Raw genomic sequence first — 20,202 nt, 5'->3', positions numbered from 1 at the left:
TCCTTGTTCGACAAAAAAGGCCGCCTCGTGGGCAGCCTTAGTTTTGTTTCGAGCGCGCCTTACGCAGCAGTAGCGCTCTGACGCAGGCCCAGGATGCGATCCAGCGCCACCACCAGAACCAGCGTCACCGCCACCGGCAGCAGCCAGCCCAGGCTCTGGCCGGCCAACGGCAACTGCCCGAACCACGCGGGGACCTTGTCCGCCCAGGGAGTCGCGGCAACACCGTCGGCAACGCCGAAGACCAGCGTAACGGCCATCACCGGAACGAAAACCAGCGACTGGGAGATCCACAGGCGGTTGGCCAGGCTCAGCGCAACCAGAACGATAGCCAGCGGATAAAGCCCTACCAGAACCGGAATCGAGAAACTGATCAGTTGAGTCAGGCCCTGATTGGCCACCACCAGACTGAACAGGCCGAAGACGATCACCACGCTACGGTAGGAAACCGGCAACAGCTTGCTGAAGAACTCACCACACGCAGTCAGCAGGCCAACCGCAGTGGTCAGGCAGGCCAGGGTGATAACCACTGCCAGCAGCAGGCTGCCGGTGGTACCGAAGGTGTGCTGCACGTAAGTGGTCAGCACCTGCACACCGTTCTGCGCATCACCCGCGATGCCCTGGCTGGTAGCGCCGAGGTAGAACAGCGCCAGATAAACCAGCGACAAACCGGTGGCGGCGATGACGCCAGCGATCACCGAGTAACGTGTGACGAGACCGGCATCGCTAACACCACGGTCACGAATGGCGCTGGCGATCACGATGCCAAACACCAGTGCGCCCAAGGTATCCATGGTCAGATACCCCTGCAGGAAGCCCTGCACCAACGGCGCGTCACGGTAGCTTTCAGCTACAGCGCCAATCTCGCCAGCAGGCGCGAACAGCGCAGCACCGCCCAACACCAGCAGCGCAGCCAACAGGACCGGCGTGATGAATTTACCGATACGATCGACCAGTTGACCGGGATTGAGCGAGAGGAACAGCACAGCCGCGAAATACACCAGGGTATAGATCAGCAGTGGCGCACCGTCGTTGCCGGTGAACGGCGCGATGCCCATCTCGAAGGACACCACGGCGGTGCGCGGCGTAGCGAACAGCGGGCCGATGGCCAGGTACACCGCTACCGCAAGGATTGCACCCGCCACCTTACCCAGTGGCGCGGTGAGCAGATCCATACCGCCGCCCACGCGGGCCAGGGCCACCACAGTCAACAGCGGCAGGCCGACACCGGTCAGCAGAAAACCGATGGCGGCAGGAAACAGGTTCTCCCCCGCAGCCAGACCGGCACTGGGCGGGAAGATGATATTGCCTGCGCCGAGAAACAACGCAAATGTCATAAAGCCGAGGGCCAGGAGGTCCGAGCCTTTCAAACGAGTCATAAAGGGAAATACCACAGACAGGAAATCGAAGAGTTGCGGGGGTTTCCTTGAGGGATCGGGGAAACGTCACCCGAGCGTTTTGGCTCGAACCACTGCAGGCATCGCCAGGCGCTTGTGGCGCCACGGACACGATAAGGCGCGCATACTAACGAAAAGCGTCCATCAGCAGCACAGTTGGCGGACGAGCTGTCGAACTGGCGTAACTGACTGTCGCATCGGCAAAAAAAATCGAAAATCTGACCACCACACTTGCGAAATTCTGCCTCCGTCATCTGAAACGCCCATTACAGACTCGCCAACTCACTCGCAACGCAGAAGAAACCGAAACGACAAAGGCCACTCGGAAGCGCGGCCTTTGTCGTTAAGTGTGAGGCTTACTCGACCAGACAGCAGGTGGCACCACCCTACCTGCCTGCTCAGGCCGAGAAGCCGCCGTCGATGGTCAGGTTCGCCCCAGTGATGTAGGCCGCCTCGGGGCCGGCCAGATAGGCGACGAAGCTGGCGATTTCTTCGGCCTTGCCATAACGCGGCAGGGCCATGGTCTGCTTCAGCGACTCGGCAAAATCACCCTGATCCGGGTTCATGTCGGTATCAACCGGGCCGGGCTGCACATTGTTGACGGTGATGCCGCGCGGCCCCAGGTCACGCGCCAGGCCCTTGGTGAAACCAGCCACTGCGGCCTTACTCAGCGCATAGACCGAACCACCGGCGAATGGCATGCGCTCGGCGTTGGTGCTGCCGATGGTGATGATGCGACCACCCTCGCCCATCAGCCTCGCAGCCTCCTGGCTAGCGATCACCACGCTGCGCACGTTGACGTCCAGGATACGATCCAGATCCTCGATGCTGAATTCATCGATCGGCGCCACCGCCAGCACACCGGCATTGTTCACCAGGATATCGAGACGACCGAAGGCATCCACCGCATGGCGGATGGCGCCGCGAATGGCCTGCTCGTCACGGCTATCGGCCTGAATCGCGATGGCGCGGCCGCCAGCGGCTTCGATCTCACGCACCACATCGAGGGCACCTGCCGCCGATGAAACATAGGTCAGCGCAACGGCAGCACCTTCTTTTGCCAGGCGCTGGGCAATGGCGGCACCGATGCCGCGGGAGCCGCCCTGGATGAAGGCGACCTTGTTTTCGAGGGTTTTCTGAGTGCTCATGGGAAATCTCCTAAAACTGAGGGGTTGAATGGAACACGCCCCCAGTATTCACCCGAGATTCAAAACCGATAAGCTAGCAATCACGACATTCAGTCGATACCAAAGGTTTATGAAGCGACCATGGAAACCCTCAGCAGCATCGAGTGCTTCGTCCGCACCGCAGAGGCAGGCAGCTTCGCCGAAGCCGCGCGGCGCCTGGGTTTGACTCCGGCCGCCGTTGGCAAGAACGTTGCCCGCCTGGAGTCCAACCTCGGCGTGCGCCTGTTCCTGCGCAGCACACGCCGGCTGACGCTGACCGAATCCGGCGAGCGTTTTCTTGCAGAGGTGTCAGGCGGTCTGGCGAGCATTCAGGGCGCTGTGGCGAACCTGGCGAGCAGCCAGGGGCAACCTGCGGGTACGTTGAAGGTGAGCATGGGCGTGGCCTTCGGCCGCGACTACATCCTGCCGCACCTGGCCGATTTCCTCACGCGCTATCCGGCGATCAGCCCGGACTGGCACTTCGACAACCGTGCCGTCGATCTCATCGGTGAGGGTTTCGACGCGGCCATCGGCGGCGGCTTCGAATTGCCTCCCGGCGCGATTGCCCGGCAACTGGCGCCTGCCCACCGAGTGCTGCTGGCGGCACCGGCCTACCTGGCCAGACACGCTCCCATCGCACGACCGGAAGATCTGACGCAGCATGACGGCATTCTGATTCGCTCGCCGCAGACGGGCCGCGTGCGCAGCTGGCCGCTACGCACTCGTGATGATCAGCAAGCCACCCTCGAACTGCAGCAGCGCATGACCATGAATGATCCCGAGGCAGCTTGCCATGCCGCCCTACAAGGCCTTGGCATCACCCTGGTCAGCACCGTCCACGCGCTGCCCTATCTGCAACGCGGCAGCCTGCAGCGGGTATTACCGGACTGGTACGTCGACACCGGCAGCCTGAGCCTGTACTTCAGCGCGCAGAAGCTGCTGCCGGCCAAGACGCGAGTATTCATCGACTTCATCGTCGAGCGATTTCGCGAGCACCGCTGGGCGGAGCGTTTCGACGCTCGCCAACCACGCTAACGCTTGTCCCAGAAACGACAAAGGCCGCTGGATAGCGGCCTTTGTCGTTCAGCGCAGTACTTACTCGGCCAGGCGCCAGGTGGTACCACCCTTACCGTCTTCCAGCACCACGCCCATGGCGGTGAGCTGGTCACGGATACGGTCGCTTTCCGCCCAGTTCTTGTCCGCGCGAGCCTTCAGGCGCGCGGCGATCAGCGCCTCGACTTCGGCGGCATCGACCTTGCCAGCAGCTCCGGCCTGGAGGAATGCATCGGGTTCGAGCTGCAGCACGCCAAGCACGCTGGCCAGTTGCTTGAGCTGGGCGGCCAGGTCAGCAGCAGCCTGCACGTCGGATTCACGCAGGCGGTTGACCTCACGAATCATCTCGAACAGCACCGCGCAGGCTTCTGGCGAGTTGAAATCGTCGTCCATCGCGGCGCCGAAACGCTCGACGAAGGCTTCGCCACCAGCAGGCGTAGCTTCCGGCAGGCCTTTGAGGCCGTTGTAGAAGCGCTCCAGAGCGCCCTTAGCTTCCTTGAGACTCTCTTCCGAGTAATTGATCGGGCTGCGGTAGTGGCTGGACACCAGCAGGTAGCGCACCACTTCCGGGTGATACTTCTCCAGCACCTCGCGGATGGTGAAGAAGTTGCCCAGGCTCTTGGACATCTTCTCGCCATCCACGCGCACCGCGCCAGCGTGCATCCAGGCGTTGGCGTATTGCTTGCCGGTGGCTGCCTCGCTCTGCGCGATCTCGTTCTCGTGGTGCGGGAACACCAGATCCGGACCGCCGCCATGAATGTCGAAGGTCTCGCCCAGGCAGCAGGTGGACATCACCGAGCACTCGATATGCCAGCCCGGACGGCCTGCGCCCCAAGGCGACTCCCAGCTCGGCTCGCCCGGCTTGACACCCTTCCACAGGACGAAGTCCAGCGGGTCTTCCTTGGCCTCGTCGACCTCGATGCGCGCACCGATCTTCAGGTCTTCGATCTTCTTGCGCGACAGCTTGCCGTAACCAACGAACTTGCCGACGCGGTAGTACACGTCGCCATTACCCGGCGCGTAGGCAAAGCCCTTGTCGATCAGGGTCTGGATCATCTGGTGCATGCCGGTGATATGGCCGGTAGCGCGCGGTTCGATGTCCGGGCGCAGTACGTTCAGACGACCTTCGTCCTCGTGCATCGCCGCGATCATGCGCTCGACCAGCGCCTCGAACGACTCGCCGTTCTCGTTGGCGCGCTTGATGATCTTGTCGTCGATGTCGGTGATGTTACGCACGTAGGTCACGTCGTAGCCGCGCTGACGCAGCCAGCGGGTGACCACGTCGAAGGCGACCATCACGCGGGCGTGGCCGATGTGGCAGAAGTCGTAGACGGTCATGCCGCAGACGTACATGCGCACGCTGTTGCCTTCCAAAGGCTTGAACGGTTCTTTGACCTTGCTCAGGGTGTTGTAGATGGAAAGTGCCATTTACTGACCCCAGGAATCGCGCAGGGTGACGGTACGGTTGAACACCAACGCATCGGCAGTCGAGTCCTTGTCCAGGCAGAAGTAGCCTTCGCGCTCGAACTGGAAGCGATCCTCAGCTGCTGCCTTGGCCAGCGACGGCTCGGCGCGGCAACCGGTGAGCACCACCAGCGAATCCGGGTTGATGTTGTCGAGGAAGCTACCGCCCTCTTCCGCTTTCTCGGGGTTGGCCGAGCGGAACAGACGATCGTACAGGCGCACTTCGCACTCGACGCTCTCGGCGGCCGGCACCCAGTGGATCACGCCCTTGACTTTGCGGCCTTCCGGGTTCTTGCCCAGGGTGTTCTCGTCGTAAGAGCAACGCAGCTCGACGATATTGCCGGCAGCGTCTTTGACAGCCTCGTCGGCACGAATCACGTAGCTGCCACGCAGGCGCACTTCACCACCCGGGATCAGGCGCTTGAAGCCGTCCGGCGGGGTTTCTTCGAAATCGCTGGCGTCGATGTAGATCTCGCGGGAGAACGGCAGCACGCGAGTGCCGATGTCTTGCTTGGGATGGCGCGCCAGCTCCAGGTTCTCGACCTGGCCTTGCGGGTAGTTGGTGATCACCACCTTCAGAGGTTTGAGCACACACATGGCACGCGCGGCGTTGGCGTCCAGGTCGTCACGAATGGCGAACTCGAGCATGCCGATGTCCACCAGACCACCGGCGCGGTTGACGCCGATCATGTCGCAGAAGGCGCGGATCGAAGCCGGGGTATAGCCACGGCGACGGTAGCCGGACAGCGTCGACATGCGCGGGTCGTCCCAACCGTTGACGTGCTTTTCGTCCACCAGTTGCTTGAGTTTGCGCTTGCTGGTGATGGTGTAGTTCAGGTTCAGCCGGGCGAACTCGTACTGACGCGGCTGCGCCGGTACCGACAGGTTGGTCAGGAACCACTCGTACAGCGGACGATGGTCCTCAAACTCCAGGGTGCAGATGGAGTGAGTGATGCCCTCGATGGCGTCCGACTGGCCGTGGGTGAAGTCGTAGCTCGGGTAGATGCACCACTTGTCACCAGTCTGGTGGTGGTGGGCATGGCGGATGCGGTAGAGGATCGGGTCACGCAGGTTGATGTTCGGCGAGGCCATGTCGATCTTGGCACGCAGCGAACGGGCGCCGTCGGGGAACTCACCGGCCTTCATGCGGGCGAACAGATCGAGGTTTTCCTCGACGCTGCGCTCGCGGAACGGGCTGTTCTTGCCCGGCTCGGTCAGGTTGCCGCGGTACTCGCGCATTTCCTCGGCGTTCAGGTCGCAGACGAAGGCCTTGCCCGCCTTGATCAGCTCGACGGCCCAGGCATGCAGTTGGTCGAAATAGTTGGAGGCGTAGCGCTCCTCGCCGGCCCACTTGAAGCCCAGCCACTCGACATCGGCCTTGATCGCGTCGATGTATTCCTGGTCTTCCTTGGCCGGGTTGGTGTCGTCGAAACGCAGGTTGCACTGACCGCCGAACTCATCGGCCAGGCCGAAGTTCAGGCAGATGCTCTTGGCATGACCGATGTGCAGGTAGCCGTTGGGCTCCGGCGGGAAGCGGGTCACGATCTTGGCGTGCTTGCCGCTGTCCAGATCGGCCTGGACGATGGGGCGCAGGAAGTTGGCAGCTTTTTCGACGGTAGGCTTGCTCATGGTGTCCTTAACAATACTGGCGCGGCACAGGGTAGGCCGCTTCGGGCAAAGTCCGTATCATAACCAACCTGTCAAGCCCCTGACAGGGTGCATACCACCCTGACAAGCGCTGTTCACCCCCGAGCCATCGGCTCGAACCTGTCTCTTCACGGATACGATCATGATCAAACTGCACACCAACCACGGCGTCATCACCCTGAACCTGTTCGCCGACAAGGCCCCGGAAACCGTGGCCAACTTCGAGCAATACGTGAAGGAAGGTCATTACGACGGCACCGTTTTCCACCGCGTAATCGGCAATTTCATGATCCAGGGCGGCGGTTTCGAGCCAGGCATGAAACAGAAACCGACCCGCGCACCGATCAAGAACGAAGCCAACAACGGCGTCGCCAACAAGGTCGGCACCATCGCCATGGCCCGCACCATGGAGCCGCATTCGGCCAGCGCGCAGTTCTTCATCAACGTCGCCGACAACGCCTTCCTCAACCACAGCGCGCCGACCGTTCAGGGCTGGGGCTACGCCGTATTCGGTGAAGTGGTCGAAGGCATGGACGTGGTCGAGAAGATCAAGGGCGTCGCCACCACCATGAAATCCGGCCACCAGGACGTACCGGTGGACGACGTGATCATCGAGAAGGCCGAAGTCGTAGCCGAGTGAATCGATGATTCTGCTGATCTCCGATCTGCACCTCGAAGAGAAACGCCCGGATATCACCCGGGCGTTTCTGCATTTTCTCGTCACCCGCGCACGCCAGGCCGAGGCGCTGTACATCCTCGGCGACTTCTTCGAAGTCTGGATCGGCGACGACGGCATGACGCCCTTTCAACACGAGATCGCCCGCGCCCTGCGCGAGCTGAGTGATGCCGGCACGCGCATCTACCTGATGCATGGCAATCGCGACTTCCTTATCGGCAAGGCGTTCTGCCGCGAGGCGGGCTGCACCCTGCTGAGCGACCCGCACAAAGTGCAGATAGGCGGCGAGCCCGTGCTGCTGATGCATGGCGACAGCCTATGCACCCTCGATGTCGGCTACATGAAACTGCGCCGCTGGCTGCGCAACCCGCTGTCACTGCTGATTCTGCGCAACCTGCCGCTCAGCACCCGACAGAAGCTGGCGCGCAAACTGCGCAACGAAAGCCGCGCGCAGACACGGATGAAGGCCAGCGATATCGTCGATGTCACGCCGCAGGAAGTGGTCAAGGTGATGGACGAGTACGGCGTACGCACGCTGATCCATGGCCATACCCATAGGCCGGCGGTACATGAGCTGGAGGTGAACGGCCAACCGGCACGGCGCATCGTGCTGGGGGACTGGGATAGTCAGGGCTGGGCATTGCAGGTCGATGACCAGGGCTTCAATCAGGCGCCGTTCGAGTTGACGCCACTCTCACAGTAGCCGGATGAAATCCGGGCTACGAAAGCCCCACCCTGTTCGACTCGACCTGACCTTGTAGGAGCAGCTGGACGGTATTGCGTTTCAGCCGCGAAGACCACTATCACCGTTTTCGCGGCTGAAGCCGCTCCTACAATTATTGGAAAACTGCTTCACGGCTGCTTTCTGCAGGCACACCGCTATGGAAACGGAACTGCTCATCCGGCTTGGTGATCAGTTCCCGCTCCACCGCCCGCACCACCTCGATACGCGCGTCCACATCGGCCGCATCGCCATACAGGTAGGCGAGCTTGAGATACCCACGGTAGTGACGCCCTTCGCTCTCCAGCAATCCGGCGTAGAACTTGGCCAGCTCGGCATCCAGACGCGGTACCAGCGCGGCGAAGCGCTCGCAGGAGCGCGCCTCGATGAATGCGCCGACCACCAGCACATCCACCAACCGCTCCACTTCGCCACCGCGCAACAGTGCACGCAGCCCCGCGGCGTAGCGCGAGGCGGACACATGGCGAACCTCGATACCACGCCCACGAATGATCTTGCTCACCTGCTCGAAGTGCACCAGTTCCTCACGAGCCAAACGCGACATTCTCGCGGTCAATTCGGTCTTGGTCAGGTAGCGCCCCATCAGGCTCAGTGCCGTCTGTGCGGCCTTGTATTCCAGGTTGCGGTGGTCGAGCAGAAGGATCTCCTGCTGGCGCAAGGCCTCGTCCAGCCAGGCGTCGGGGGTGGCGACACCACCGAGAAACTCGAGAATTTCCTGCAGGATCGTGACAGGTTCCTCACCATTACTCGGAACATGCTGGGTATTTGACATCATATTTGAAGCGCTCTCGGTGCTGGCGAGGTTGGAAATGGCGGGCCATTATACGAGTGGCAGACCGGACGACCAGCACGCCGTTGATACAGGTCAAGAAGCGGCTGGTAATGACGCACCTATAGTTGGATAAGCGCTATTCACTCTCAGGGAGACGACCATGCAAGCGATCCGTAGCATTCTGGTGGTGATGGAGCCCCAGCACCCCGAAGGCCTCGCGCTGAAACGGGCAAAACTGATAGCGGGAGTCACCCAGTCGCACCTGCACCTGCTGGTGTGCGACAAGAAAGGCGACCACAACGACTGGCTTGGCGATCTCAGCAGCAGTCTCGGCGAAGAAGGTTTCAGCGTTTCCACCCAGCAGTCCTGGCATGACAACCCGCACCAGACCATCATCGCCGTGCAGCAGGCTGAAGGCTGTGGATTGGTGATCAAGCAACATCTGCCGGACAACCCACTGAAAAAGGCCCTGCTCACCCCGGAAGACTGGAAGTTGCTGCGCTATTGCCCAGGCCCGGTGCTGATGGTCAAGACCGAGCGCCCCTGGACCGGTGGGAACATCCTCGCTGCCGTGGACGTCGGTAACGCCGATGGCGAGCACCGCACCCTGCATGCCGGCATCATCAGCCATGGTTACGATATCGCCGGCCTGGCCAAGGGCACGCTGCACGTGACCACCGCGCATCCGACCCCGATGCTGTCAGCTGCCGATCCGACCTTTCAGCTAAAGGAAACCATCGAGGCCCGCTACCGCGAGCAATGCCGCAGTTTCCAGGCCGAATACGACATCAGCGACGAGCGCCTGCATGTGCTTGAAGGCCCAGCCGACGTGGTAATTCCGCAAGTTGCCCACCAGCTCGATGCGGCTGTCACGGTGATCGGCACGGTGGCGCGCACCGGGCTATCCGGTGCCCTGATCGGCAACACCGCCGAAGCCATACTCGACACGCTGGAAAGTGACGTGCTAGTGCTCAAGCCGGACGAAATCATCGCCCACCTCGAAGAGTTGGTGGCGCAGCGCTGAAGCACCTGCACAAATGAAAATGCCGCTCTGGACAGAGCGGCATTTCAACAACTGGCCTGCGGCTAGACCCGCACTTCCAGGCCTTCTCGCAGAAACTTGGGCGCGATGTAGCGCTCGTAGTGTGCTTCAGAGAGCAGGAAGAATTCGCGGTCGATGGCGTCACGCAATTCGGGCAGCGCCCAATTGCGGAATTCAGGCAGTACGACCATGCCGTATGCCTCCAGCTGATTGATCATCCGCGCGCCACGCGCGATCAGCTGATAGGCCCAGCAGTAAGGCGACTGTTGCGGCACGAAACGAATCTGCCGCTGTTCCAGCTGACTACGTAGACGCTGCTCATCGAATACCTCGACCTTGCCCGCCATCACCTGCACCAGCAGCACTTCCAGACGCGTCCAGACGGCGCGCTTCTCGTCGTCGTTGTAGCTGTTCCAGTTGATCACCTCATGATGGAAGCGCTTGCAACCGCGGCACACGACATCGCCGTAAACGGTTGAGCACAGCCCCACGCAGGGCGTCTTGATGCGCTGATTGGACATGGCGAAACAACATAAACAGCAAAACGGCCTGGCATCTTAGCCCTTTGTCTAATCCAGATCACCCCTGCCGATACGGGGACATCGACTTAACTTTATTCGCGCTTTCCATTAGAATCGGCCCGCCTTTTATGGCGCCAATGTCCGTTGGAAGCTGTTTTCAAAGCGTCACGAGCACAGTCGATCCTGCAGGTACGATGGCGGCGCAGCCACTTGGAGTCCCCCCGAGCGTCTGCGTCAGCCCTCATCAGAAACCGTCCTGCCGGCGTAAAACTTTGAAAGCAGCTTCTACAAGAGACTCATGAAACCTCGGCTGCTCGGCTCATAAAGTCGAAAAGCGCCTGGTTCATGGGTATCTGGATCGCGTCCCGGACAACCCTTTGGGACCACTGATGAGGGTAATAACTGTGCTTGAAGCCTATCGCAAACACGTAGCAGAGCGTGCCGCTCAGGGTATCGTGCCCCAGCCGCTGAACGCCGAACAAACCGCAGGCCTGGTCGAGCTGCTGAAAAACCCGCCGGCTGGCGAAGAAGAATTCCTCGTAGACCTGATCACCAACCGCGTACCGCCAGGCGTCGATGAAGCCGCCTACGTCAAGGCTGGTTTCCTCTCTGCCATCGCCAAGGGCGAAACCACTTCCCCGCTGATCAGCAAGCAACGCGCTGTCGAGCTGCTGGGCACCATGCAGGGCGGCTACAACATCGCCACTATGGTCGAGTTGCTGGACGACGCCGAACTGGCCGCCGTTGCCGCAGAACAGCTCAAGCACACCCTGCTGATGTTCGACGCCTTCCACGACGTGGCTGAAAAAGCCAAAGCCGGCAACGCTAACGCGAAAGCCGTGCTGCAGTCCTGGGCTGATGGCGAGTGGTTCAAGAAACGCCCGACCCTGGCCGACAAGATCAGCCTGCGCGTGTTCAAGGTCACTGGCGAAACCAACACCGACGACCTGTCCCCTGCCCCGGACGCCTGGTCGCGCCCTGACATCCCGCTGCACGCCCTAGCCATGCTGAAAATGGCCCGCGATGGCATCGTGCCGGACGTGCAAGGCTCCATTGGCCCGATGAAGCAGATCGAGCAAATGCGTGGCGAAGGCTTCCCGATCGCCTACGTCGGTGACGTGGTCGGTACCGGTTCCTCGCGTAAGTCCGCCACCAACTCGGTGCTGTGGTTCTTCGGCGACGACATCCCGTACGTGCCGAACAAGCGCGGCGGCGGCTTCTGCTTCGGCTCCAAGATTGCTCCGATCTTCTACAACACCATGGAAGACGCCGGCGCCCTGCCGATCGAATTCGATGTGTCGAACATCAACATGGGCGACGTGATCGACCTGTACCCGCACGCTGGCAAAGTCTGCAAGCACGGTACCGACGAAGTCATCACCACCTTCGAACTGAAGACCCCGGTACTGCTCGACGAAGTTCGCGCTGGCGGCCGTATACCGCTGATCGTCGGCCGCGGCCTGACCGAGAAAGCGCGCGCCGAGCTGGGCCTGGGCCCAACCGACCTGTTCAAACTGCCGGAAGCACCGGTCGACACTGGCAAGGGCTACACCCTGGCTCAGAAAATGGTCGGCAAGGCCTGCGGTCTGCCGGAAGGCAAAGGCGTCCGTCCGGGCACCTATTGCGAACCGAAAATGACCACCGTCGGCTCCCAGGACACCACTGGCCCGATGACCCGCGACGAGCTGAAAGACCTGGCGTGCCTGGGCTTCTCCGCTGATCTGGTGATGCAGTCCTTCTGCCACACTGCGGCCTATCCGAAGCCGATCGACGTCACTACCCACCACACCCTGCCGGATTTCATCCGCACCCGTGGCGGCGTGTCCCTGCGTCCGGGCGACGGCATCATCCACAGCTGGCTGAACCGCATGTTGCTGCCGGACACTGTCGGTACCGGTGGTGACTCGCACACCCGCTTCCCGATCGGCATCTCCTTCCCGGCCGGTTCCGGCCTGGTCGCCTTCGCCGCTGCCACTGGCGTCATGCCGCTGGATATGCCGGAGTCGGTGCTGGTGCGCTTCAAGGGCAAGCTGCAACCGGGCATCACCCTGCGTGACCTGGTACACGCCATCCCTTACTACGCCATCCAGAAGGGCCTGCTGACCGTCGAGAAGAAAGGCAAGATCAACGCCTTCTCCGGCCGCATCCTGGAAATCGAAGGCCTGGACGAACTGACCGTCGAGCAAGCGTTCGAACTGTCCGACGCCTCTGCCGAGCGCTCCGCTGCAGGTTGCACCATCAAGCTGCCGGAAAAAGCCATTGCCGAGTACCTGAAGTCGAACATCACCCTGCTGCGCTGGATGATCAGCGAAGGCTACGGCGATGCACGCACCATGGAGCGTCGCGCCCAAGCGATGGAAGCCTGGCTGGCCAACCCGGTCCTGCTCAGCGCCGACAAGGACGCCGAATACGCCGAAATCATCGAAATCGACCTGGCCGACGTCAAGGAGCCTGTGCTGTGCGCGCCGAACGACCCGGACGACGCGCGTCTGCTGTCGACCGTTCAGGGCGAGAAGATCGACGAAGTGTTCATCGGTTCGTGCATGACCAACATCGGCCACTTCCGCGCGGCCGGCAAGCTGCTGGACAAGGTCAAGGGTTCCATCCCGACCCGTCTGTGGCTGTCGCCGCCGACCAAGATGGACGCTCACCAGCTGACCGAAGAAGGCTACTACGGCATCTACGGCAAGGCCGGTGCCCGCATGGAAATGCCGGGTTGCTCGCTGTGCATGGGTAACCAGGCACGTGTGGCGGCGAACTCCACCGTGGTATCGACCTCGACGCGTAACTTCCCGAACCGTCTGGGCGATGGTGCCAACGTGTACCTGGCTTCTGCCGAGCTGGCCGCTGTCGCTTCCATCCTGGGCAAGCTGCCGACCGTCGAGGAGTACATGGAGTATGCGAAGAACATCGACAGCATGGCTGCCGATGTTTACCGCTACCTCAGCTTCGACCAGATCGCCGAGTTCCGCGAAGCCGCAGCTAGCGCCAAGATCCCGGTCGTTCAGGCCTGATCAAAGCGCAGTGAAAGGAGCCCCGCCTAGTGCGGGGCTTTTTTATATCTAAGCCAAATGCCTTTTGCCGCCCCCGGCTTGCAGCCGATGCGCCACCGTCTACCTTCTGAAATGGGGAGTTCCCCCGAGAACCATTCAGGAGCCCATCATGAAGCCATGGATCATCGTCGCCCTGTGCCTGTTTGGACTGGCCGGCTGCGCCAGCGAATACATCATCACCACCACCGATGGCCAGATGCTCACCAGCGATGGCAAGCCGGAACTGGACAAGGACACTGGCATGCTCGAATTCACTGACAGCGAGGGTCGCAAGCAGCAGATTCCGCAAAGCAGCGTCAAGCAGATGCTCGAGCGCTGAGGCCTCAACGGGCACTGGCATATGCCTTGCTTCATCTCACTGCAAAGGCCCTTCCAACGTCGGAAACGGCTTGATCGACAACGGCGTCGTATCGAATCCCGGAGCTTTCGCGCCTGGATCTGGTACGACGCTTTTTTATGGGCAGCCGTCCATGAATCAACGTTTTTTGCGTGAAGCTAAGGAAGCTGCATGAGCGAACACGACACCCCGCGCGACGATGCCCTGGCCTGGGCCTGGGGTAGCGACGCCCCGGAGAAGAGCATGCTGAACATCGGCTTCATGGTGCTGAGCGATTCGGCCTCGGTGATCGTCGCCGCGACTCAGGGCTTTGCCGAAAAGTATGGGCTGAGCCTCAGACTGCAACGTCAGACGTCCTGGGCCAGCTCGCGCGACCGCCTGCTCAGCGGCGAGCTGGACGCCGCCCACAGCCTGTATGGGCTGATCTATGGCGTGCAGCTGGGCCTTGGTGGTGCCGCGGCCACGGATATGGCCGTGCTCATGGGGCTGAACCAGAACGGCCAGAGCATCAACCTGTCGCACACCCTGCAAGACGCTGGCGTGACCAGCGGCGAAGCACTGCGCCAATACGTGCACCAGCATGAAGCACGCCTGACCTTCGCCCAGACCTTTCCCACCGGCACCCACGCAATGTGGCTTTACTACTGGCTGGCCAGCCAGGGCATCCATCCACTGCGCGACGTCGACAGCGTGGTGGTGCCGCCGCCACAGATGGTCGAACACCTGGAAGCCAAACGCATCGACGGTTTCTGCGTTGGCGAACCCTGGACCGCCAAGGCCGTCGATGAACAGCTCGGCTGCACCGTCACCACCATTCAGGCGATCTGGCCAGATCACCCGGAAAAGGTGCTGGGCTGTACCCGCGCCTTCGCCGAGCAGAACCCCAATACCGCCCGCGCCTTGATCATGGCGGTGCTCGACGCTGCACGCTTCATCGATGAGAGCGAAGAAAACAAACGCAGCACCGCCCTGCTACTCAGCGGTAGCGAATACGTCAACGCACCGGTTTCGGCGATCACCCCGCGTTTTCTCGGCCACTATCAGGACGGCCTCGGCCATGCCTGGCAGGATGAGCATCCGCTGCGCTTTCATGCCGGCGGGCTGGTCAACCATCCCTATCTGTCCGACGCCATGTGGTTCATGACCCAGTTCCGTCGCTGGGGCCTGTTGCGTAGCGATCCCGACTACCTGGAGGTGGCCCGCCAGGTCCAGCAACTGGCCCTGTACCGCGAGGCCGCATCGACGCTGGGCATACCGGTGCCGGGGGAAATGCGTAGCTCCATCCTGCAGGACGGCACGTGTTGGGACGGCAGCGACCCGGCCGCCTACGCGCGCAGCTTCCGCCTCCATGCCCTGGCCGACAGCTCGGCTGTCGCCCTGTAATTGCCGGGAGAGCGTCCGATGCTGCGTATCCTTCTGATCAACGACACCCCGAAGAAAGTCGGCCGCCTGAAATGTGCCCTGATCGAAGCGGGTTTCGAGGTGATCGACGAATCCGGCCTGACCATCGACCTGCCTGAGCGGGTCGAGGCGGTGCGCCCCGACGTCATCCTGATCGACACCGAATCCCCCGGCCGCGACGTGATGGAGCAGGTGGTGCTGGTCAGCCGCGACCAGCCACGGCCGATCGTGATGTTCACCGACGAGCACGACCCCGGCGTGATGCGCCAGGCGATCCAGAGCGGCGTCAGTGCCTATATCGTCGAGGGCATCCACGCCCAGCGCCTGCAACCGATCCTCGACGTGGCCATGGCCCGCTTCGAGAGCGATCAGGCACTGCGCGCACAGTTGCAGGCGCGCGACGCACAGTTGGCCGAACGCAAGCGCGTGGAGCTGGCCAAGGGTCTGCTGATGAAGATGAAGAGCTGCAACGAGGAAGAGGCCTACACTTTGATGCGGCGCCAGGCCATGAGCCGCCAGCAGAAACTGATCCAGGTGGCCGAGCAGATCATTGCGATGCACGACATGCTCGGCGGCTGAGCAACTGTACCGCTGAAACAGTTCACTGTATCGGTACGGACTGTATCACTCGGGCAACTGTTGCAGCCGCCTTCGTTGGCGCCTGTGTATGCCGCGCTCTGCAGGGCTCGGCTAGGGTAGACAGTCCCAAGCCGAGGATTCCCTGATGACCGAACACGACCTGCTGGCCGAAGCCGACCGCCGCGCCTTGGCCTACCTGGACAGCATTCCCACGCGCCGGGTCTTCCCCGACGCCTCAGCCATCGCCGCCCTGGCCACCTTCGACCAGTCCCTGCCAGAGCAAGGCCATGCTGCCGATCAGGTACTCTGCCAGCTCGACGAAATTGGCTCACCGGCTACCGTGGCGAGTAATGCCGCGCGTTACTTCGGTTTCGTCATCGGCGCGACACTGCCGGTGGCAGCAGCTGCGGAACGCCTGGTACTGGCCTGGGATCAATGCGCCTCGTCCTTCGACAATTCGCCAGTCGCTGATCGGCTGGAGAAGATTGCCGGACGCTGGGTTTGCCAAGCACTGGGGCTACCGGATCAGAGCGCCGTGGGATTTGGCACCAGTGCGACCGCCTGCACCCTGGCCTGTATTTCTGCCGCACGGCGCGTGTTGCTGGCACGCCAGGGCTGGGATTTTGATGGCGACGGATTACTCGGCGCACCGCAAATCCGCGTCGTACTCGCAGAAACGGCGCACATCACGGTGAAGAAAGCGCTGCGCGTGCTCGGCTTCGGCATGAACCACCTGCACTATGCACCAGTGGACGAGTACGGGCGTATCGACCCGGCCCGACTGCCTGAACTGGATGAACGCTCGCTACTGATATTGCAGGCCGGAGAGGTCAACACCGGCGAGTTCGACCGTTTTGCCGAGCTGATTGCCATCGCTCGCGAGGCTAACGCCTGGGTACATGTCGATGGCGCATTCGGCCTATGGGCACGAGCCTCATCCTCAGCGCATTTGCTTGAGGGCGTCGAGCTGGCAGATAGCTGGACGACCGATGGACACAAGTGGCTGAACACCCCTTACGACAGTGCAATGGCGATCTGCCGTGACGCCAATGCACTGGCCGCCGCGATGAACAGCGATGCTGCCTATGCCTCGGCAAGCAAGGATGCGCAGAAGAACCTGACACTGGAGTTCTCTCGTCGCGCCCGTGGCATCGCCATCTGGGCGGCCCTGGCCAATCTGGGCCGCACCGGCCTGCAAGCGATGATCGACCGCCATATCCGCCAGGCTGAAGAGCTGGCCAGCACATTACGCAACGCCGGCTATCAGGTACTGAACCGGGTTGTGCTGAACCAGGTATTGGTGCGTGGCGATACGGACGAACAGACCATTGCCATTCGCCAAGCAGCCCAGGCATCTGGCGAAGTCTGGTTCGGCCCGACCGTCTGGCAGGGCCGCCCCGCCTTTCGCCTGAGCCTCTGCTCCTGGCGCACCGAAGACGCCGATGTGGAGGCACTGGGTGCCTTGCTGCTGCGCTTGAAAGATGACTTGAGCTGAAGCGACTGATTCGCTGTTTTAGCCCGCAACTGCGCTGGACAGCGCAGTTCGGCAGCCCTTATCTTTAGCGCCGGCCACCGCAGTGGCCAACGTCGCTCGGACGGTTCCGGGCGCTTACGTATCCGAGGAAATCATGGCTGACAACGCCAAGCGCCGCTTTGCGCGCATCGATCGTCTCCCCCCCTACGTCTTCAACATCACCGCCGAACTGAAGATGGCCGCACGCCGTCGCGGTGAAGACATCATCGACTTCTCCATGGGCAACCCCGACGGTGCGACTCCGCCGCACATCGTCGAGAAGCTCGTGCAGGTCGCCCAGCGTGAAGACACCCACGGATACTCCACCTCCCGCGGTATTCCTCGCCTGCGCCGTGCTATCTCGCGCTGGTACAAGGACCGCTACGACGTGGAGATCGATCCGGAAAGCGAAGCCATCGTCACCATCGGCTCCAAGGAAGGACTGGCGCACCTGATGCTGGCCACCCTGGACCATGGCGATACCGTGCTGGTGCCCAACCCCAGCTACCCGATCCACATCTACGGCGCGGTGATCGCCGGTGCTCAGGTGCGCTCCGTACCGCTGGTGCCGGGCGTGGACTTCTTCGCCGAGCTGGAACGGGCGATTCGCGAGTCGATTCCCAAGCCGAAGATGATGATCCTCGGCTTCCCGTCCAACCCCACCGCACAGTGCGTGGAGCTGGACTTCTTCGAGCGCGTAGCCACCCTGGCCAAACAGTACGACGTACTGGTGGTGCACGACCTGGCCTACGCCGACATCGTCTACGACGGCTGGAAAGCGCCGTCGATCATGCAGGTACCGGGCGCCAAGGACATCGCGGTGGAGTTCTTCACCCTGTCCAAGAGCTACAACATGGCCGGCTGGCGGATCGGTTTCATGGTCGGCAACCCGGAGCTGGTCAGCGCCCTGGCGCGGATCAAGAGCTACCACGACTACGGCACCTTCACCCCGCTGCAGGTCGCGGCCATCGCCGCGCTGGAAGGTGACCAGCAGTGCGTGCGCGATATCGCCGAACAGTACCGGCAACGCCGTAACCTGTTGGTCAAGGGCCTGCACGAGATCGGCTGGATGGTGGAGAAGCCCAAGGCCTCGATGTACATCTGGGCCAAGATTCCCGACGCCTATGCCCATCTGGGCTCACTGGAATTCGCCAAGAAGCTGCTGGCAGAAGCCAAGGTCTGCGTCTCGCCCGGCCTGGGTTTTGGCGACTATGGCGACGACCATGTGCGCTTCGCCCTGATCGAGAACCAGGACCGCAGCCGCCAGGCAGTGCGAGGCATCAAGGCAATGTTTCGCGCCGACGGTTTGCTGCCAGGCAAGCCGGCCAAGGCAGAGACCGAGTAAGCATTGAAGGGCGCCGTAAGGCGCCCTTTCTACATGGGCATGGAAACCGACAAGTTCTGCGACAATTCAGGACGTTACGCACGCCAAGCGGTGGTTTCGAGCAATTGCCCGGCAGAGTGAACGCCCGTACACTGCGCGCCCCTTCCCTGACGGTTCTCCCCAATGCTCTTCGTTTTGCGCATGCTGCTGATGGGCGTGCATTTCATCCTGGCCGGCCTGCTCGGCCTGCTGCTCGGCCTGTGCCGCCCGTTCAATCCGGACAACAGCCGCCTCTGCGCCCGTCTTTATTCGCTGCCCGCCCTGTGCCTGCTGCGCCTGAAGCTGAAGACCGATGTACGCCCGCTGCTAGAGCACCAGCGTTCCTGCGTGATCATCGCCAACCACCAGTCCAACTTCGATCTTTACGTGCTGGGCCGCGTGGTACCGAAACGTACCGTGAGCATCGGCAAGAAGAGTCTCAAATGGGTGCCATTCTTCGGTCAGCTCTACTGGCTGGCCGGCAACGTGCTGATCGATCGCAGCAATGCCGTCGCCGCCAAGCGCGCGATGCTCACCACCACCGAAACCCTGCGCAATCGCGACACCTCGATCTGGGTATTCCCGGAAGGTACGCGCAACCTCGGCCGCGGTCTGCTCCCATTCAAGAAAGGAGCATTTCAGATGGCAATCGCGGCCGGCGTACCGATCATCCCGGTGTGCGTGAGCAACTACAGCCAATCCATGCGTCTGAATCGCTGGAACAGCGGCCGCATCATGATTCGCTCGCTGCCGGCCATCCCCACTGCCGGCCTGAGCCTGGATGACATGCCCGCGCTGATCGAACGTTGCCAGCAAGCCATGAGCGAATGCATCAGCAGCATGGACAAGGAACTGGCCTCGGCATGAGGCCTTACGCCAGGCGCGATCGCGAGCAGGTAGCTCGCGCCAGTCATCAAATCTATCGATAGTTACTCTGCCGCGCATCCATTATTCAATCGAAATGACTTAGGCGATTCTGTGCCCACGCCAACTCCTGACCTGGAGCACAGAACATGTCCCGCCTCTCTCAAGCCGCCCGCAACGGCGCTCTCGCTGCCATCGGCCTGTACCTGATCAGCACCTCGACGGTGCTGGTCGTGAGTTACGCTGCCGTCCAGCCAAGCACCCCGACCTTTGCACAAGCAGGCCCACTACAGAGCCTGATCGCTCATCTGCCCGCCCTGCTCGGCGCGCGCTCGCAAGGATGAGTGAACGGCCATGATCAAAAATCACCGCACCCGCCTGTTGGTGCTCGCCAGCCTGTCGCTGCTGACCACCTTGCTGGCCCTCAGTGGCATCGGCAAAGGCTCGGCTGGCGCCGTGGCGCGCAACATCGAATGCAGCCACAAACTGGCTCATCACCTGGATCTGGCCGAGAGCCTCAAACGGCAACGCAGCAGCCCGCCACCGAACAGAAGCGAACGGCTCTCGCCTTACTTCGTGCTTACTCAGCAGACATGAAAAAGCCCGGCTAACCGG

19 protein-coding genes are annotated in these 20,202 nt (G+C 61.9%); 13 read left to right on the top strand and 6 right to left on the bottom strand.

Features of this window, described 5'->3' with window-relative positions:
* Nucleotides 1-59: 59 nt before the first annotated feature.
* On the bottom strand, nt 60-1,376 hold the full coding sequence (brnQ, locus tag CDO35_RS08330) for a branched-chain amino acid transport system II carrier protein (protein ID WP_099523746.1): 1,317 nt from the start codon (nt 1,374-1,376) through the stop codon (nt 60-62).
* Nucleotides 1,377-1,792: 416 nt separating this feature from the next.
* A complete protein-coding gene (locus CDO35_RS08325; protein ID WP_099523743.1) occupies nt 1,793-2,542 on the bottom strand; it encodes a 3-oxoacyl-ACP reductase family protein in 750 nt (249 codons plus the stop codon).
* Between the two features lie 120 nt (nt 2,543-2,662).
* Here CDO35_RS08325 and CDO35_RS08320 point away from each other — a divergent pair, with 120 nt between their 5' ends.
* Nucleotides 2,663-3,595, top strand: a complete 933-nt coding sequence (locus tag CDO35_RS08320; protein WP_099523741.1) for a LysR family transcriptional regulator — start codon at nt 2,663-2,665, stop codon at nt 3,593-3,595.
* A 60-nt stretch (nt 3,596-3,655) separates the two neighbouring features.
* Here the strand turns inward: CDO35_RS08320 and cysS are convergent, their stop codons facing one another.
* Nucleotides 3,656-5,041, bottom strand: coding sequence for a cysteine--tRNA ligase (gene cysS / locus CDO35_RS08315; protein WP_099523738.1), 1,386 nt, complete (start codon nt 5,039-5,041; stop codon nt 3,656-3,658).
* On the bottom strand, nt 5,042-6,706 hold the full coding sequence (locus CDO35_RS08310) for a glutamine--tRNA ligase/YqeY domain fusion protein (protein ID WP_099523736.1): 1,665 nt from the start codon (nt 6,704-6,706) through the stop codon (nt 5,042-5,044).
* Nucleotides 6,707-6,866: 160 nt separating this feature from the next.
* Between CDO35_RS08310 and CDO35_RS08305 the strand changes: the two genes are divergently transcribed.
* Nucleotides 6,867-7,364, top strand: coding sequence for a peptidylprolyl isomerase (locus tag CDO35_RS08305; RefSeq protein ID WP_099523734.1), 498 nt, complete (start codon nt 6,867-6,869; stop codon nt 7,362-7,364).
* Between the two features lie 4 nt (nt 7,365-7,368).
* Nucleotides 7,369-8,103: a UDP-2,3-diacylglucosamine diphosphatase gene (lpxH, locus tag CDO35_RS08300; RefSeq protein WP_099523732.1), complete on the top strand. Its 735-nt coding sequence runs from the start codon at nt 7,369-7,371 to the stop codon at nt 8,101-8,103.
* 133 nt (nt 8,104-8,236) lie between these two features.
* On the opposite strand, the gene CDO35_RS08295 is transcribed toward lpxH, so the two are convergent.
* Nucleotides 8,237-8,917 carry a MiaE family protein gene (locus CDO35_RS08295; RefSeq protein ID WP_099523730.1) on the bottom strand — a complete coding sequence of 227 codons (681 nt, stop codon included), beginning with the start codon at nt 8,915-8,917 and terminating at the stop codon, nt 8,237-8,239.
* Between the two features lie 157 nt (nt 8,918-9,074).
* Here CDO35_RS08295 and CDO35_RS08290 point away from each other — a divergent pair, with 157 nt between their 5' ends.
* A complete protein-coding gene (locus CDO35_RS08290) occupies nt 9,075-9,938 on the top strand; it encodes a universal stress protein (RefSeq protein ID WP_099523727.1) in 864 nt (287 codons plus the stop codon).
* 62 nt (nt 9,939-10,000) lie between these two features.
* Here the strand turns inward: CDO35_RS08290 and CDO35_RS08285 are convergent, their stop codons facing one another.
* On the bottom strand, nt 10,001-10,477 hold the full coding sequence (locus CDO35_RS08285) for a DUF1289 domain-containing protein (protein ID WP_099523725.1): 477 nt from the start codon (nt 10,475-10,477) through the stop codon (nt 10,001-10,003).
* Between the two features lie 404 nt (nt 10,478-10,881).
* Between CDO35_RS08285 and acnB the strand changes: the two genes are divergently transcribed.
* The 9 genes from acnB to CDO35_RS08240 all read left to right on the top strand — a co-directional run bounded on the left by acnB (nt 10,882) and on the right by CDO35_RS08240 (nt 20,184).
* Nucleotides 10,882-13,491, top strand: coding sequence for a bifunctional aconitate hydratase 2/2-methylisocitrate dehydratase (gene acnB / locus CDO35_RS08280; protein WP_099523723.1), 2,610 nt, complete (start codon nt 10,882-10,884; stop codon nt 13,489-13,491).
* Between the two features lie 148 nt (nt 13,492-13,639).
* Nucleotides 13,640-13,849 carry a YgdI/YgdR family lipoprotein gene (locus CDO35_RS08275; RefSeq protein ID WP_099523720.1) on the top strand — a complete coding sequence of 70 codons (210 nt, stop codon included), beginning with the start codon at nt 13,640-13,642 and terminating at the stop codon, nt 13,847-13,849.
* Nucleotides 13,850-14,038: 189 nt separating this feature from the next.
* Nucleotides 14,039-15,250: a CmpA/NrtA family ABC transporter substrate-binding protein gene (locus tag CDO35_RS08270; protein WP_099523718.1), complete on the top strand. Its 1,212-nt coding sequence runs from the start codon at nt 14,039-14,041 to the stop codon at nt 15,248-15,250.
* 18 nt (nt 15,251-15,268) lie between these two features.
* On the top strand, nt 15,269-15,847 hold the full coding sequence (locus CDO35_RS08265; RefSeq protein WP_036999951.1) for an ANTAR domain-containing response regulator: 579 nt from the start codon (nt 15,269-15,271) through the stop codon (nt 15,845-15,847).
* Nucleotides 15,848-15,992: 145 nt separating this feature from the next.
* On the top strand, nt 15,993-17,342 hold the full coding sequence (locus tag CDO35_RS08260; RefSeq protein WP_099523716.1) for a pyridoxal phosphate-dependent decarboxylase family protein: 1,350 nt from the start codon (nt 15,993-15,995) through the stop codon (nt 17,340-17,342).
* A 133-nt stretch (nt 17,343-17,475) separates the two neighbouring features.
* On the top strand, nt 17,476-18,705 hold the full coding sequence (gene alaC / locus CDO35_RS08255) for an alanine transaminase (protein ID WP_099523715.1): 1,230 nt from the start codon (nt 17,476-17,478) through the stop codon (nt 18,703-18,705).
* 162 nt (nt 18,706-18,867) lie between these two features.
* The gene (locus tag CDO35_RS08250) at nt 18,868-19,590 is read left to right on the top strand and encodes a 1-acylglycerol-3-phosphate O-acyltransferase (RefSeq protein WP_099523713.1); all 723 of its coding nucleotides are present in this window, start codon (nt 18,868-18,870) and stop codon (nt 19,588-19,590) included.
* 146 nt (nt 19,591-19,736) lie between these two features.
* On the top strand, nt 19,737-19,931 hold the full coding sequence (locus CDO35_RS08245) for a hypothetical protein (protein WP_099523711.1): 195 nt from the start codon (nt 19,737-19,739) through the stop codon (nt 19,929-19,931).
* Between the two features lie 10 nt (nt 19,932-19,941).
* Nucleotides 19,942-20,184: a hypothetical protein gene (locus CDO35_RS08240; RefSeq protein ID WP_003461396.1), complete on the top strand. Its 243-nt coding sequence runs from the start codon at nt 19,942-19,944 to the stop codon at nt 20,182-20,184.
* Nucleotides 20,185-20,202 lie beyond the last annotated feature (18 nt).

The organism is Pseudomonas sediminis, from assembly GCF_002741105.1.
Lineage (GTDB): Bacteria > Pseudomonadota > Gammaproteobacteria > Pseudomonadales > Pseudomonadaceae > Aquipseudomonas > Aquipseudomonas sediminis.
This window is presented reverse-complemented; position numbering and strand designations above follow the sequence as displayed.